The sequence below is a fragment of the Shewanella sp. A32 genome (assembly GCF_029167175.1).
Classification (GTDB): domain Bacteria; phylum Pseudomonadota; class Gammaproteobacteria; order Enterobacterales; family Shewanellaceae; genus Shewanella; species Shewanella yunxiaonensis.
Genome location: NZ_JARFTS010000031.1, coordinates 21,607 through 37,373, shown reverse-complemented (window position 1 = coordinate 37,373; position 15,767 = coordinate 21,607). Strand labels below are relative to the sequence as shown.

The 15,767-nt window shown below is 46.3% G+C and carries 12 protein-coding genes; 6 read left to right on the top strand and 6 right to left on the bottom strand.

The features are described from left to right. Positions 1-110 precede the first annotated feature (110 nt). From ihfB to aroA, 4 genes are all read right to left on the bottom strand, one after another. Positions 111-398, bottom strand: a complete 288-nt coding sequence (gene ihfB / locus PY479_RS16410; RefSeq protein ID WP_212593474.1) for an integration host factor subunit beta — start codon at positions 396-398, stop codon at positions 111-113. A gap of 73 nt (positions 399-471) precedes the next feature. Beyond that, positions 472-2,139, bottom strand: coding sequence for a 30S ribosomal protein S1 (rpsA, locus tag PY479_RS16405; protein ID WP_212593475.1), 1,668 nt, complete (start codon positions 2,137-2,139; stop codon positions 472-474). A gap of 97 nt (positions 2,140-2,236) precedes the next feature. Beyond that, positions 2,237-2,932: a (d)CMP kinase gene (gene cmk, locus PY479_RS16400; protein WP_275484423.1), complete on the bottom strand. Its 696-nt coding sequence runs from the start codon at positions 2,930-2,932 to the stop codon at positions 2,237-2,239. A gap of 131 nt (positions 2,933-3,063) precedes the next feature. Next, positions 3,064-4,344 (bottom strand): 3-phosphoshikimate 1-carboxyvinyltransferase, encoded by a 1,281-nt coding sequence (gene aroA, locus PY479_RS16395; protein WP_275484422.1) that lies wholly within the window; start codon positions 4,342-4,344, stop codon positions 3,064-3,066. A gap of 389 nt (positions 4,345-4,733) precedes the next feature. On the opposite strand from aroA, the gene PY479_RS16390 reads away from it, so the two are divergent. Then, positions 4,734-5,924: an amino acid aminotransferase gene (locus PY479_RS16390; protein WP_212593478.1), complete on the top strand. Its 1,191-nt coding sequence runs from the start codon at positions 4,734-4,736 to the stop codon at positions 5,922-5,924. 60 nt (positions 5,925-5,984) lie between these two features. On the opposite strand, the gene serC is transcribed toward PY479_RS16390, so the two are convergent. Further along, on the bottom strand, positions 5,985-7,079 hold the full coding sequence (gene serC / locus PY479_RS16385) for a 3-phosphoserine/phosphohydroxythreonine transaminase (protein WP_275484421.1): 1,095 nt from the start codon (positions 7,077-7,079) through the stop codon (positions 5,985-5,987). Positions 7,080-7,157: 78 nt separating this feature from the next. Continuing rightward, complete coding sequence (gene gyrA / locus PY479_RS16380) at positions 7,158-9,860, bottom strand: DNA topoisomerase (ATP-hydrolyzing) subunit A (protein WP_275484420.1); 2,703 nt, start codon at positions 9,858-9,860, stop codon at positions 7,158-7,160. Between the two features lie 336 nt (positions 9,861-10,196). On the opposite strand from gyrA, the gene ubiG reads away from it, so the two are divergent. The 5 genes from ubiG to yfaE all read left to right on the top strand — a co-directional run bounded on the left by ubiG (position 10,197) and on the right by yfaE (position 15,746). Continuing rightward, positions 10,197-10,907, top strand: coding sequence for a bifunctional 2-polyprenyl-6-hydroxyphenol methylase/3-demethylubiquinol 3-O-methyltransferase UbiG (ubiG, locus tag PY479_RS16375; RefSeq protein WP_212593481.1), 711 nt, complete (start codon positions 10,197-10,199; stop codon positions 10,905-10,907). A 4-nt stretch (positions 10,908-10,911) separates the two neighbouring features. Next, positions 10,912-11,595 (top strand): HAD-IA family hydrolase, encoded by a 684-nt coding sequence (locus PY479_RS16370; protein WP_212593482.1) that lies wholly within the window; start codon positions 10,912-10,914, stop codon positions 11,593-11,595. A gap of 380 nt (positions 11,596-11,975) precedes the next feature. Continuing rightward, positions 11,976-14,261, top strand: coding sequence for a class 1a ribonucleoside-diphosphate reductase subunit alpha (gene nrdA / locus PY479_RS16365; protein WP_212596587.1), 2,286 nt, complete (start codon positions 11,976-11,978; stop codon positions 14,259-14,261). 44 nt (positions 14,262-14,305) lie between these two features. Then, on the top strand, positions 14,306-15,436 hold the full coding sequence (gene nrdB / locus PY479_RS16360) for a class Ia ribonucleoside-diphosphate reductase subunit beta (RefSeq protein WP_275484419.1): 1,131 nt from the start codon (positions 14,306-14,308) through the stop codon (positions 15,434-15,436). Next, positions 15,411-15,746 (top strand): class I ribonucleotide reductase maintenance protein YfaE, encoded by a 336-nt coding sequence (gene yfaE, locus PY479_RS16355; protein WP_275484418.1) that lies wholly within the window; start codon positions 15,411-15,413, stop codon positions 15,744-15,746. Before nrdB ends, yfaE begins: the two co-directional genes overlap by 26 nt. Positions 15,747-15,767: the final 21 nt, after the last annotated feature.

Here is a 15,767-nt window from a genome sequence, read left to right as displayed (position 1 = left end):
GATATACGGGCAAAGCCCTTTCATGAATGATAACCACCTACTGAAGTAGGTGGTTTTGGGCTGACAATAAAAAAGCCTCCAACAAAGGAGGCTTTTCTTAGCAGCAATAATTAAACAATAGTGGCATCTACCCGTTCGCGCAGCTCTTTACCTGGCTTAAAGTGTGGGACGTACTTACCATCGAGTTCGACAGAAGTTCCGGTTTTCGGATTACGACCTACACGAGGTGCACGATAGTGTAGCGAGAAACTGCCAAAGCCACGGATTTCGATACGATCACCGCTTTCCAATGTCTTCGCCATTTGCTCCAACATTTCTTTGATGGCATTTTCCACATCTTTCGCTGACAACTGAGATTCTGCTGTAGCGAGTTTTTCGATCAGTTCGGATTTTGTCATCCTTGCTACCCCTATATTCAAGCCAAACACTGGTGCCTACGAGCAGGAGCAAAGCTCCTGCCATTAAGGTTCATTATTTGCGGGCTGCCTTGAATGCTTCAGCCATAGCGTTAGTCATAACAACGTCTTCCTGTTTGTTCAGGGTCGCCATTACTTCTTTCTCTTCGGCTTCGTCTTTCGCACGTACAGACAAGCTGATGCTGCGGTTCTTACGATCCACACCCATGAACTTGGCTTCAACGCTATCACCTACATTATAAACGGTAGACGCGTCTTCGATGCGTTCGCGGCTGATGTCTGCTACACGGATGTAACCTTCAACAGTGTCCGCCAGTTCTACGGTAACACCTTTAGCGTCAACTGCAGTAACTGTACCAGTTACAATAGAACCTTTCTTCTTATCTGCCAAGTAGGCATTGAAAGGATCATCTTCAGTCTGCTTCACGCCGAGGCTGATACGTTCACGTTCTGGGTCAACAGACAGTACAACTGCAGTGATTTCATCACCTTTCTTGTATTCACCAACAGCTTCTTCACCGTTGCTGTTCCAAGAGATGTCTGACAGGTGAACCAGACCATCGATACCACCGTCCAGGCCGATGAAGATACCGAAGTCAGTGATTGACTTGATCTTACCGGAAACCTTGTCACCCTTGGCATAACGGTTAGCAAAATCTTCCCATGGATTAGTTTTGCATTGTTTCAGGCCCAGAGAGATACGGCGACGTTCTTCGTCGATATCCAGTACCAACACTTCCACTTCATCACCCAGGCTAACAACCTTAGATGGGTGGATGTTCTTGTTGGTCCAATCCATTTCAGATACGTGTACCAGACCTTCAACACCTTCTTCGATTTCTACGAAGCAGCCATAATCGGTCAGGTTAGTAACGCGACCAGTCAGCTTGGTGTTTTCTGGATAACGTTTGCTGATTTCCAGCCATGGATCTTCGCCCAGCTGTTTCAGACCCAGAGATACACGAGTGCGTTCACGGTCGTATTTCAGGACTTTAACGGTGATTTCGTCACCAACATTAACGATTTCAGAAGGATGTTTAACACGCTTCCACGCCATGTCAGTGATGTGCAGCAAACCGTCAACACCACCCAGATCTACGAATGCACCGTAGTCTGTCAGGTTCTTAACGATACCTTTAACTGCTTGACCTTCTTGCAGGTTTTCCAGCAGAGCATCACGTTCAGCGCTGCTTTCAGATTCGATAACGGCGCGGCGAGAAACCACTACGTTGTTACGCTTCTGATCCAGTTTGATAACTTTGAATTCGAGCTCTTTGTTTTCCAGGTGAGCAGTGTCGCGAACAGGGCGAACGTCAACCAGAGAACCAGGCAGGAATGCGCGGATACCATTCAATTCAACAGTGAAACCGCCTTTAACTTTACCGTTGATGATACCGATAACAGTTTCATTGTCTTCGTAAGCTTTTTCCAGAACGATCCATGCTTCATGGCGCTTGGCTTTTTCGCGAGACAGTTGGGTTTCACCAAAGCCGTCTTCTACGCTGTCCAGCGCTACATCAACTTGATCACCAATTGCAATTTCTAGCTCGCCTTGGGCGTTCTTGAACTGCTCGGCAGGAATTGGGCTTTCTGACTTCAGGCCAGCATCAACCAGTACCATGCCATTTTCGATGGCAACTACAGTACCGCGAACGATAGAACCTGGACGAAATTCCAGTTGTTGAAGGGATTGTTCAAACAGATCAGCAAAAGATTCAGTCATGTTAATTACTTAAATTTTAAAACCATACTGCTTCCTGAGCATGGGGTCAGTTCACTAATCTCCTGCGTCCGTGCCGGAGATACCAAAACCGCTGGTATCAGATACCCGCGGCAGATAATTTTTGTTCAATGTGCTTCAGCGCTCGCTGAAACACTTCTTCAATACCAAGACCTGTGGTATCAATCACTAGTGCTTCTTCAGCGGGAACCAGTGGTGCCACGGCGCGATTCATGTCTCTGAAATCACGCTCTTTAATCTCGGTTAAAAGACGTTCGATGTTAACATCAAAGCCCTTGTCTCGCAACTGATTATAGCGCCGTTGCGCCCGTTCTTCCGCTGTTGCAGTTAAAAACAATTTAGCGGGAGCATTAGGGAAAACTACCGTGCCCATATCACGACCATCGGCAATCAGTCCCGGCACAGTTTTAAATGCTCGTTGGCGACGCAAAAGTGCTTCACGCACACGTGGGAAAGCGGCTACGCGTGATGCGGCATCAGAACATTCTTGAGAACGGATGCTATGCGTAACATCCTCACCCTCTAGTACAACTTTAGTGGCGTCCTTATCTGTTGCTGCCAAAAATTGCACGTCTAAATGAGAAGCTAACAACGTAATGGCTTCTTCATTATCTAATTCCACATTGTGGTGTATCGCTGCGAGAGCCAGTACCCGGTAAATGGCACCACTGTCGAGAAGTTTCCACCCATAGTGAGTGGCCAACATCTGACTAATAGTTCCTTTTCCGGCACCGCTAGGGCCATCAATAGTGACGACAGGCGCCCGTTCAGACATAGATTCCTCCGCAATTTAGTATCTTCCTTGAGAACATTATCCGCTCCTCCGGAATTAAGCGGGCCGTATTATACATGAATACGGCCCGCAGCATCGGCAAATTTTCAAACAAATCAATCGTCGCTGTTAAGCTAACGTGACAACGCGCTAAAGCGTTCAAAATAATCCGGGAAGGTCTTTGACGTACAATCTGGATCATTAATTGTGACGCCGCATTCTGCAAAGGCTAGCAAGGAAAAGCACATTGCCATCCGATGGTCATTATAGGTGTCAATGTCAGCATGAATGACGTTATCTGGAGGGGTGATTTTGATGTAATCATTACCCTCTTCAATATGGGCGCCAACTTTGCGTAACTCGGTTGCCATTGCAGAAAGCCGGTCGGTTTCTTTGATACGCCAGTTATAAATATTGGTCATGCAGGTTTTGCCTTCAGCAAAAATAGCTGCGGTCGCGATCGTCATAGCTGCATCCGGAATATGGTTCATATCCATATTGATACCGTGTAATTTGCTTCCGCGCGCGATGATAAAATCATCACCCCACTCAATATCAGCCCCCATCTTGGCTAAAGCATCGGCAAATTTGACATCTCCCTGAATACTTTGCAGACCGACACCGGTTACTTTGACTTCACCGCCAGCAATAGCGCCTGCCGCGAGGAAATATGACGCGGAGGATGCGTCGCCTTCAACCAACAGCTTTCCTGGCGCAACATATTGTTGTCCAGCCGGGATCTCGAAGCGTTGGTAGTTGTGATTTTGTACCGTAACGCCGAATTTTTGCATCAGCGCCAAAGTGATATCAATGTAGGGTTTTGACACCAGATCACCCAGCACTTCGATTTCAACCGCAGTTTTTGCCATTGGCGCGACCATCAGCAACGCCGTCAAAAACTGACTCGACAGTGTGCCGGCTATCTGGACTTTGCCGCCATTTAGCCCTGTACCGTGGATTCTCAATGGTGGGAAACCCGGATTTTTAAGATATTCAATATCCGCACCTAGCTGCTGCAGCGCATCAACCAAATCCCCGATGGGTCGCTCTTCCATTCGCGGTTCGCCGGTCAAATCGAATTGGCCATGCCCAAGTGTTAACGCGGCGCATAATGGCCGCATTGCGGTTCCCGCGTTGCCTAAAAACAGTGTTAATGGCGCTGCCATATCAAACGGAGCGGCATTACCGTCTACCAAACAACGAGTCTTATCTTCAGATAGTTGATAGCTGATACCTAATTTACCTAACGCCGTGAGCATATGGCGGATATCATCTGAATCGAGCAAATTGGTAAGTTCAGTGCGACCTTTTGCCAATGCGGCCAATAATAATGCGCGATTGGAAATGCTTTTAGAACCGGGGATATTGACTTCACCATTAAAGTGAGCGACATGGTCTAGGTGTAATTGTTTCATGATTCAACTATTGCACTCGCCTGCGGTTTTTCAGCAGGTACTGATTTCATTAATGATCGATAAATCTTGTTATCGTTCCCAACTAGATACCCTTACAATTCAGCAAAGGGGTCCTCAAATAAAGCGTAAATCGGTATTTTTGAGCCTAATTAATAAATTGACTGATAAGCTGCAGTAATTCAATAGAACTTCCGTTATTAGAAATATTATTTCCAATAGTCGCTCAAAATAACTGCAGATTTAATAAAAAAACCACCTGATTTTCGTTGTACCCAAAAAGAAACCCAATGTTTACAAAATAACACAGTTGCAGCCCTTTCGGGTGATTAACATTCTCGCAAAATGCCGTTATGCTACGCGCACAAACCACTACAATGACAGAAGTACCGATGTTTAACCAATTACAGCCAATGCCCGCTGACCCAATTTTGGGTTTGCTCAGTCAATTTCGTGAAGATCCTCGTCCCGTTAAAGTCGACCTTGGGGTCGGCGTTTACAAAGACGCTCATGGTAATACGCCTATTCTTGCGTGCGTAAAGACTGCAGAGCGGATACGCACCGAAACTGAAACAACGAAGGTATACATTGGTCCTGCTGGCAGCGATAAGTTTAATCGGCTTATATGCGATTTGGCATTTGGTGAAGGTCACAGTGTCATTGAACAAAATCGTGTTCGTTCAGTATCTACGCCTGGCGGTACTGGATCGCTGAAAGTTGCAGCTGACTTTATCAAGCGTTGTAATCCCAACGCCACGATGTGGGTGAGTGATCCGACTTGGGCTAACCACATCAGCTTGTTTAAAGGCGCCGGTCTGAAAGTAGAAGCTTATCCATATTACGATCAACAAAATAATGTTTTGAAGTTCGACGAGATGTTGGCCGCCCTCAAATTGTTAGGGCCAGATGATGTGGTGTTGTTGCATGCCTGTTGCCATAACCCTACTGGACAGGACCTCAGCGAAGCACAATGGGATCAAGTGGTAGAAGTTGCCGCTGAGCGTGGGTTCACCCCACTGATCGATATGGCTTATCAAGGCTTTGGCGACAGCCTGGATCGCGACGCTTATGGTGTCCGTAAAATGGCTGCTGCAGTTGATGCCATGTTGCTTTGTGCATCCTGCTCCAAAAATTTCGGTTTGTATCGTGAACGTATCGGCGCTTGTGCGGTAGTAACTAAAGACTCTGTCAAAGCCGATATTGCGTTATCCGTGATGCTGCATGTGATTCGCGCCATTTATTCTATGCCACCTGCACATGGTGCTGCACTAGTGGAAACCATTCTGGGCTCAGCTGAGTTAACTCAGCAATGGCACGAAGAACTTGCCGTTATGCGTGACCGTATCAACGGGAATCGTGCAATGCTGGTCGACAAAATTAAAGCAGCGGGAGTTAATCGCGATTTTAGTTTTATTGCTCGCCAGAAAGGCATGTTCTCATTTTTAGGGATCACCCCAGAACAAGTTGAGCTGCTTAAGCGTGATTATGCTATTTATATGGTCGGTTCAAGCCGTATCAGCGTTGCCGGGATCACCGAAGAAAACGTGGATTATTTAGCAAATTCAATTGCCGCAATTCTTTAACTAATTAAAAGATCAAAAAAGCGACTGATTACAGTCGCTTTTTTATTGTTTTTCGTGTGTTTAAGCACTGTGTTTTTCAGCAAAATTGGTCATAAAATCAACCAACTTTTGAACACCTTCTAACGGCATCGCATTATAAATGCTGGCTCTCATACCGCCAACGATACGGTGGCCTTTCAAAGCAACCAATCCTTGGGCTTCAGCGTCTGCCAAAAATACTTTATTTAAGTTTTCGTCAGCAAGCTGGAACGTCACGTTCATGCGTGAACGGTTTTGCGGATCCACGCCATTTTTATAGAATGGGAGCTGATCGATACATTGATACAACAACTCGGCCTTCTGCTTATTCATCCCTTCAATGGCAGTGACCCCACCAATCTGCTTTAACCACTTAAATACTTCAGCAGCCAAATACCAAGCAAATGTTGGCGGGGTATTAAACATAGAATCGTGCTGTGCAGCGATACGATAATCCATAATAGAAGACGGATTCACGATCGGCAGTTCCAACAGATCTTTTCTGACAATAACAATACTCAAACCGGAAGGACCGATATTCTTCTGAGCCCCGGCATAGATCAACCCAAATTTGCTCACATCCACGGGACGAGACATTATTGTGGATGACATATCCGCAATGACAGGCCAAGGAGCAACTATCTCTTCAAACATTTCGATGCCATTGACTGTTTCATTAGGACAGTAATGCAGATAGCGATATTGTTCAGATGATGCGCTGAAATCAGGGACTGTGACTTTATTTAAGCCATTAACTTTAGACACAATTTCAATAGTATCTACTTGGCTTTCACCTACTAATCTTATGGCTTCATCTGCAGCCGATTTTGACCACTGACCACTGATTAAATAGAGGGCTTTGCCGTTATTGCCGAGAAAATTATTCACAACAGCGGCAAACTGACCACGGCCACCGCCGTGCATGAATAATACATGATAGTTATCAGGGATATTCATGAGTTCCCGTAGATCTGCCTCGGATTCTTTAGCAAGTGCGATGAACGGTGCGCCACGATGGCTGACTTCCATCACCGAAACACCCTGCCCCTGCCAATCCAACAGCTCAGCCTGAGCCTTAGCCAATACCGGTGGAGGCAACATTGCTGGTCCGGCACAAAAATTATATACGGTACTCACTCATTTTCTCCTTGGAACGTAAAACGGTTAGAGACAAAACGAGCGTCACTCAGGACGCCCGTTTTTCACTCTTGCAAGTTATTCAGTAATATCTTCATCAGCGGTGGTATCATCATCCGCGTCCGGAACATCTGGCAATGTATCTACGTCAGCTTCATCAACGCTATCATCGTCTTCTGATTGAATTTCGTCAATGCGTTGCAGTCCGACCACTGTTTCATCATCAGCCGTCCGGATAATGGTCACACCCTGAGTGTTACGGCCAATCAGTGATACGCCGGAAACGGGTGTTCTCACCAAAGTGCCTTTATCACTGATAAGCATGATTTCGTCGTTTTCTGAGGCTTGAACCGCTCCCACAACCGGACCATTTCGGTCAGTAACTTTAATAGAGACCACCCCTTTAGTGGCGCGGCTCTTGGCAGGATATTCATCCAGCGCAGTACGTTTACCATATCCATTGGCAGTAACGGTAAGAATGGCTTCATCGCTACGAGGCACAATCAGCGATACGACCTTTTGGCCGTCTTCTAACGCGATACCACGCACACCAGTAGCAGTGCGGCCCATAGGTCGTACGCCTTTGAAGGTAATCTGTACCTCGCCATTTTCATCCAGTATTGGATTGCCATCTTCATCGGTTACAGGCGATTCTTCAGCCTCTTTAAAGCGCACCACTTTACCGGCGTCGGAGAACAACATAATTTCGCTGTTACCATCGGTAATATCCACGCCAATCAGTTGGTCGCCATCTTTCAGATTTACCGCAATAATACCGTTGCTGCGTGGACGACTGTATTCGGTCAGCGCAGTTTTCTTCACGGTACCGTTGGAAGTCGCCATGATGATATATTTGCCCTCTTCATATTCCCGCACCGGCAGAATAGCGGTGATGCGTTCATCACCTTCCAACGGCAGCAGGTTTACAATCGGACGACCACGAGACTGACGGCTTGCCAGTGGCAGCTGATATACCTTCAGCCAATACAGCTTACCAAAGTCAGAGAAACACAAAATAGTGTCGTGGGTATTGGCGATCAGTAACTGTTCCACGAAGTCTTCATCTTTAACTTTAGTTGCCGCCTTACCCTTACCACCGCGACGCTGCGCCTGGTAGTCAGTTAGCGGCTGATACTTGGCATAGCCCAGATGTGACAGTGTCACCACCACATCTTCTTCGTTGATCAAATCTTCCAGACTAATATCTGCAGCAGACTCATTAATTTCTGTACGACGAGCATCACCGAACTGGGTCAGCACTTCTTGCAGCTCTTCTTTGATGACTTCCATCAGCCGTTCAGAGCTATGCAGAATGTGCAGCAGTCCAGCGATGGTTTCCAGCAGCTCTTCATACTCCTGCAGGATCTTTTCATGTTCCAGACCGGTCAATTTCTGCAAGCGCAGATCCAAAATGGCCTGGGCTTGTTGTTCCGTTAGGAAGTACAGGTCTTCATGGATACCAAACTGCGGTTCCAGCCATTCAGGACGAGCCGCATCATCGCCGGCTTTCTCCAACATTGCCTTCACATTACCCAACGCCCATCCCTGTTCGGTAAGACGTTGTTTGGCTTCGTTTGGACTTGGAGAATTTCGGATAAGCTCAATTATCGGATCAATATTAGCGAGCGCGACGGCTAACGCTTCCAAAATGTGCGCGCGTTCGCGAGCTTTACGCAGTTCAAATACGGTGCGACGGGTGACGACTTCACGGCGATGCAGGATGAAGGCTTCCAGCATCTCCTTGATGTTAAATAACTTAGGCTGGCCATTTGCCAACGCCACCATATTAATACCGAAGGAACATTGCATCTGGGTCTGTGCGTACAGATTGTTCAGTACGACTTCACCCACTTCGCCGCGTTTGATTTCGATGACGATACGCATACCGTCCTTATCGGATTCATCACGCAGGCCACTGATCCCTTCAATTTTCTTTTCTTTAACCAGTTCGGCAATTTTTTCAATCAGGCGAGCTTTATTCACCTGATATGGGATTTCAGTGACGATGATACGCTCACGGCCATTGTCTTCAGTTTCGAAGTCTGCCCGTGCGCGCATGATGACTTTGCCACGACCAGTACGATAAGCCTCTTCAATACCTTTGCGACCATTAATAATCGCAGCGGTTGGGAAGTCCGGGCCGGGGATACATTTGATCAACTCTTCAATTGGCAGTTCTGGATTTTCAATCAACGCCAGACAACCATTGACGACTTCAGTCAGGTTGTGAGGCGGAATGTTAGTGGCCATACCCACCGCAATACCAGATGAACCATTGACTAGCAGGTTAGGAATACGGGTTGGCAATACTTCCGGGATCTGTTCAGTACCGTCGTAGTTAGGTACAAAATCCACGGTTTCTTTGTCGAGGTCAGCGAGCAGATGATGCGCCAGACGCTGCATGCGAATTTCTGTATAACGCATTGCCGCTGCAGCATCACCATCAATGGAACCAAAGTTTCCTTGCCCATCAACCAGTGTATAACGCAGGGAAAATGGTTGCGCCATACGCACGATAGTATCGTACACAGCACTATCACCATGAGGGTGATACTTACCGATAACGTCACCGACCACACGGGCGGACTTTTTATAGGGTTTGTTCCAGTCGTTTTTCAACTCATTCATCGCAAAGAGCACACGGCGATGAACCGGTTTCAAACCGTCGCGGACGTCCGGCAAGGCCCGGCCTACAATTACACTCATGGCATAATCGAGGTAGGAAGTTCTTAGTTCGTCTTCAATGTTAATTGGCGAAATGGATGAAGCCTGATCAGTCATAAACTGCTCGATCCCCTTATATTAAGCTGACAACTTTTTGTTCCATGTCGTTGTCGAGCCCTACTAACGTAATGGGCCATTCTAACACAGTTATTGAACCCAGGTAGCCCTGATAACGGTTAGAATTCTACATTTACTCAAACTGCTGTTTATCTGCCGCTTTCAGTGAAAAACTTGTGAGAAATTTGCTTAAAAAACGCCGAGCTGTATGTTTTTTAAACAACACCAGTGTCCTGCCCTTTTTAAATACGACAATCTACCTAAGTTGCTTACCCATTGGTGCTCAAACTGTGGTTATAATGGTGCGTATTTTTATTTATCTCTTAAGGTATTGCCATGCAAGAAAATGCCAACGTAGACCCTCAGGAAATTGCCAAATTTGAAAATATGGCTGCTGGTTGGTGGGATCCTCAAGGGGAGTTTAAGCCATTGCATGAACTCAACCCATTGCGTCTGAATTATATTGATCTCAAGGCCGGGGGTATTTTTGGCCAGCAGGTTTTGGATGTAGGCTGTGGCGGCGGCATTTTGTCTGAAAGTATGGCGAAAATCGGTGCAAAAGTTACCGGGTTAGACATGGGCCATGAGCCCCTGGAAGTGGCAAAACTTCATGCGCTGGAAACCGGTGTTACCATTGACTATCAACAGCAAACTGCTGAAGAACATGCTATCACTCACCCAGATTTCTATGACGTGGTCACCTGCATGGAGATGTTGGAACATGTACCAGAACCTCAGTCCGTCATTCATGCCTGTTGTAACATGGTTAAACCAGGCGGATGGGTATTCTTCTCAACCATCAACCGCAATCTGATGTCGTGGGTGCAAACTATTGTTGGTGCAGAATACTTACTAAAAATGCTGCCAGTAGGTACACATGTTCATGGAAAGTTTTTGCGCCCATCAGAATTGATCGCCATGGTGGAACATACTGACCTGATCTGTCGCGACGCGTTGGGTATTAAGTACAATCCGATTACAAGTATTTTCAGCTATACCCCAAGTGTTGAAGTCAATTATATGATTGCCTGCCAGAAAGTAGATTAAAACTATGTTGCCAACGACCTACTCTGCACTGCTTTTTGACCTTGATGGCACCTTGGTGGATACGGCGCCCGATCTTATCGCGGCAGTAATGGCGACGTTGGCAGAGTCCAGACTCGAGAGTGCTGCCGATTTCGCTGAACTACGTGCTCAAGCATCAAATGGGTCACTGGCAATGCTCCAGGCAGCAGTGCCACTAGCAGATCAGGCACAGCAGGAATCGCTGAGGCAATTAATGTTGCGGCACTATCAGCAAATAAATGGGTCACAGGCCACACTCTTTGATGGACTTAGCGGATTGCTGTCTATCGCGGCAGAGCGTGGTATAGCACTGGGCGTTGTCACCAATAAACCTGCAATGTATAGCAAACCCCTGCTGACAAAACTCGGCTTGTTGTCGAAACTCAAGTCAGTAATTAGTGCTGATACCACCTGTTTTCGTAAACCTCATCCTGCCCCAATGTTACTTGCAGCGCAGCAGCTCAATGCCGCACCAGAGAATATCTTGTATATCGGTGATGCTAAACGAGACATCATCGCCGCTAAAGCGGCTAGTATGCCTTCCGCCGCTGCGTTATGGGGTTATATTGATGCCAATGACGATCCATTACAGTGGGATGCAGATGTGTTGTTACCGCAACCATCGCATTTGACGACGCTATTAACGAAAAGCCGGATGCCAGATCGTTAACGATCGCTGCATATTTTAGCAATCAAACTTCGATAATCTGTTTGCTTAAATTTTACCCAAAAGCCACTAATCCCCGTATTGACGGCGTTTGCCGCATCTGTCAGGGAAGCAAACTAAAGATATCCACAAGATATGCCCCGAAACGCCACTTGCAAAAAGCCGTCAGCCTCACTATCTTGGTATCTTGTAAACACAAAAACACCACATATTGTGTGTAGGTGACAATCACACCCACTAGTCCATGACTAATAAATGACAGTAGTTTGCCGCTAACAATCCATAAAAACAGCGGTGTACGGTCAGAGCTTGATTGTTGTACAAAGGAAGTTTTGATGGTGTTTGCCATCATCATTAAATATAAAAATCAGGGCCTATCTCCAATGAATAGCAATATGACAGTTACCAAACGCAGTGGCGAAAGAGAGAAAATTGATCTCGATAAGATCCATCGTGTTATCACCTGGGCCGCTGAAGGGCTGGCTAACGTGTCTGTTTCAGAAGTCGAATTGCGGGCGCATCTGCAGTTCTTCGATGGCATACCCACAGAAGCCATCCACGAAACCATCATTAAAGCCGCAGCAGATCTGATCTCTCCTGATTCTCCTGATTATCAGTTCCTAGCTGCCCGCTTAGCTATTTTCCATCTGCGCAAAAAAGCATTTGGTCAATTTGAGCCGCCAAAGCTCGCCGACCATGTCACCAAACTGGTTGAAATGGGCAAATACGATAAGCACATCCTTGAAGATTACAGCCTTGAAGAGCTGAATGTCATGGATGGTTATATTGATCATTGGCGTGATATGACGTTTTCGTATGCTGCAGTAAAGCAGCTCGAAGGCAAATATCTGGTGCAAAACCGCGTGACGCATGAAGTCTATGAGAGTGCTCAGTTCCTCTATATGCTGGTTGCCGCCTGTTTGTTCTCAGGTTATCCGCGCGAAACCCGTTTGCAGTATGTTAAAGATTTCTATAACGCAGTTTCTACTTTTAAAATCTCGTTACCGACCCCAATCATGTCTGGCGTGAGAACTCCGACACGTCAGTTTAGTTCCTGCGTATTGATTGAATGTGGCGACAGTCTCGACTCTATCAATGCCACCTCTTCCGCTATCGTTAAATATGTCAGTCAGCGCGCGGGGATTGGTATCAATGCCGGTCGTATTCGTGCACTCGGCAGTCCAATTCGTGGCGGCGAAGCGTTCCATACCGGTTGTATTCCTTTCTTCAAGCACTTCCAGACGGCGGTTAAGTCCTGCTCACAAGGCGGTGTTCGTGGTGGTGCTGCCACACTGTTTTATCCGTTATGGCACTTGGAAGTCGAATCATTACTGGTGTTGAAAAACAACCGCGGTGTTGAAGACAACCGTATCCGCCATCTGGATTACGGGGTACAAATCAATAAGCTGATGTATCAGAGATTGATCAAGGGTGAAAACATTACGCTGTTCAGTCCATCTGATGTGCCGGGGCTTTATGATGCATTCTTTGCGGATCAGGATGAATTTGAACGGCTATACGTCAAATATGAGCAGGATGAATCGATCCGTAAACGCTCGTTGCGTGCTGTCGAACTGTTCTCATTGATGATGCAGGAACGTGCTTCCACCGGCCGTATTTACATTCAAAACGTCGACCACTGTAACACTCATAGCCCGTTTGACCCTCAGGTCGCGCCAGTACATCAATCAAACTTATGTTTGGAAATCGCACTACCGACCAAACCGCTTAATGATGTTAACGACGCAACTGGCGAAATTGCTCTGTGTACATTGTCAGCATTAAACCTCGGTGCCATCGAAAATCTTGAAGAGATGGAAAAGCTGGCAGACTTAGCCGTTCGTGCATTAGATAACCTGCTGGATTATCAGGATTATCCTATCTTGGCTGCGCGTACAGCCTCGATGAATCGTCGGACGCTGGGTATTGGTGTCATCAACTTTGCCAACTATCTTGCTAAACATGGTGTGAAATATTCTGATGGCAGCGCCAACGGTCTTACCCATCGTACTTTTGAAGCCTTCCAGTATTATCTGTTAAAGGCATCCATGGAATTGGCGAAAGAGAAAGGTGCGTGTCCGTTATTTAATGAAACAACTTATGCGCAAGGCATTTTGCCAATCGACACCTATAAGCGTGATCTCGATAAAATCTGTAGCGAACCGTTACATCTTGATTGGGAAAAATTACGTGTCGATATCAAACAATATGGCCTACGTAACTCTACGCTATCAGCCTTGATGCCATCAGAAACTTCTTCGCAGATTTCCAATGCCACCAATGGTATTGAACCACCACGAGGACTCATCAGCGTTAAGGCCAGTAAAGATGGGCAGCTGAAACAAGTGGTTCCCGATTTCGAACAACTGAAGCATCGCTATGAATTATTGTGGCAAATGCCAAGTAATGACGGCTATTTGCAATTGGTGGGGATCATGCAGAAGTTTATTGACCAGTCTATTTCTGCCAATACCAACTATGACCCATCAAAATATGACAATGGCAAAGTTCCGATGCAAACTCTGCTCAAGGACTTACTGACAGCCTATAAGTTGGGTGTTAAGACCCTCTACTATCACAACACGCGTGATGGTGCATCGGATCAGCTTGATGATATCAGTATCGAAAAAGAAGATGACGGCTGCGCTGGCGGAGCCTGCAAAATTTAAGGTTTAACGGGGCCAGATGGCCCCTTTGTTTGGACGAACGCAATATGGCTTATTCAATTTTTTGTCAAACACCTAATGACGCCACTCGTGAACCGATGTTTTTTGGTCAGGCTGTTAATGTGGCACGTTATGATCAACAAAAATATGAACTGTTTGAAAAGCTGATTGAAAAGCAGCTGTCTTTCTTTTGGCGTCCAGAAGAAGTTGATGTTTCTCGGGACAAAATCGATTTTGCGCAGCTACCTGAACATGAAAAACACATCTTTCTTTCTAATCTGAAATATCAGACATTACTGGACTCGATTCAGGGGCGTTCGCCGAACGTCGCTTTTTTACCTTTAGTGTCGATTCCAGAGCTAGAAACCTGGATTGAAACCTGGTCGTTTTCCGAAACGATCCATAGCCGTTCCTACACTCACATTATCCGTAATATTGTGAATGATCCTTCGGTAGTCTTTGGTGATATTGTCGTCAACGAAGAGATCCTCAAACGTGCCACGGATATTGCCGATTATTATGATCACCTGATCCAGCTGACACAGGTTTATCACTTGCATGGCGAAGGTATTTTTAATATTGCCGGTAAACAACTTTCAGTGACCACTCACGATATTAAGAAAGCATTGTACTTATGTATGATGTCAGTGAATGCACTGGAAGCAATCCGCTTCTATGTAAGTTTCGCCTGTTCATTTGCCTTTGCAGAACGCCGGCTGATGGAAGGTAATGCCAAGATTATTCGCCTTATTGCGCGTGATGAAGCATTGCACCTGAATGGTACTCAACACATCATCAATTTGATGCAAGGTGGCCGTGATGACGCAGAAATGGGTGAAATAGCCAAAGAGTGTCAGCAAGAAGCGTACGATCTGTTCCTGCGCGCTGCCGAACAGGAAAAGGCCTGGGCAAAATATCTATTTAAAGATGGTTCAATGATTGGCTTGAACGAAGCGATCCTCAGCCAATACGTGGAATACATTACCAACCAACGGATGAAAGCCGTCAACCTCCCGTTGCCTTACCCGGAACGCAGTAATCCATTACCGTGGATGAAAAACTGGTTAGAAAGTGACGCCGTACAAGTCGCGCCACAGGAAGTGGAAGTCTCCTCCTACTTGGTGGGACAGATAGATTCAGCCGTGGATGAAAATGAGTTCTCAGACTTTGATCTTTAAAAAGCGACCAATCGTGCTGCTGCAAGGAGAACCACTGTTGCTGTGGAATTGGCAGCAACAGCCACAAACTTTGCTGCAGGTGCTGGAAGCTAAAAAAGTGCGAATTTTTTCTGAATGCCGCAGCGGCTATTGTGGCTGCTGTCGCACTAAAATCCGCAGTGGTTCCGTACGTTATCTTACGGAACCATTAGCAGAATTACAGGACGATGAATGTCTACCCTGCTGCTGCATTCCAGAAGAAGATCTAGATTTAGAATTATCCTGTCGTGGCGCAGATATGCCATTGTTAGCAGAAAAATACCGCGCTTAAGCCAGTAAAACCGTGTAGTCA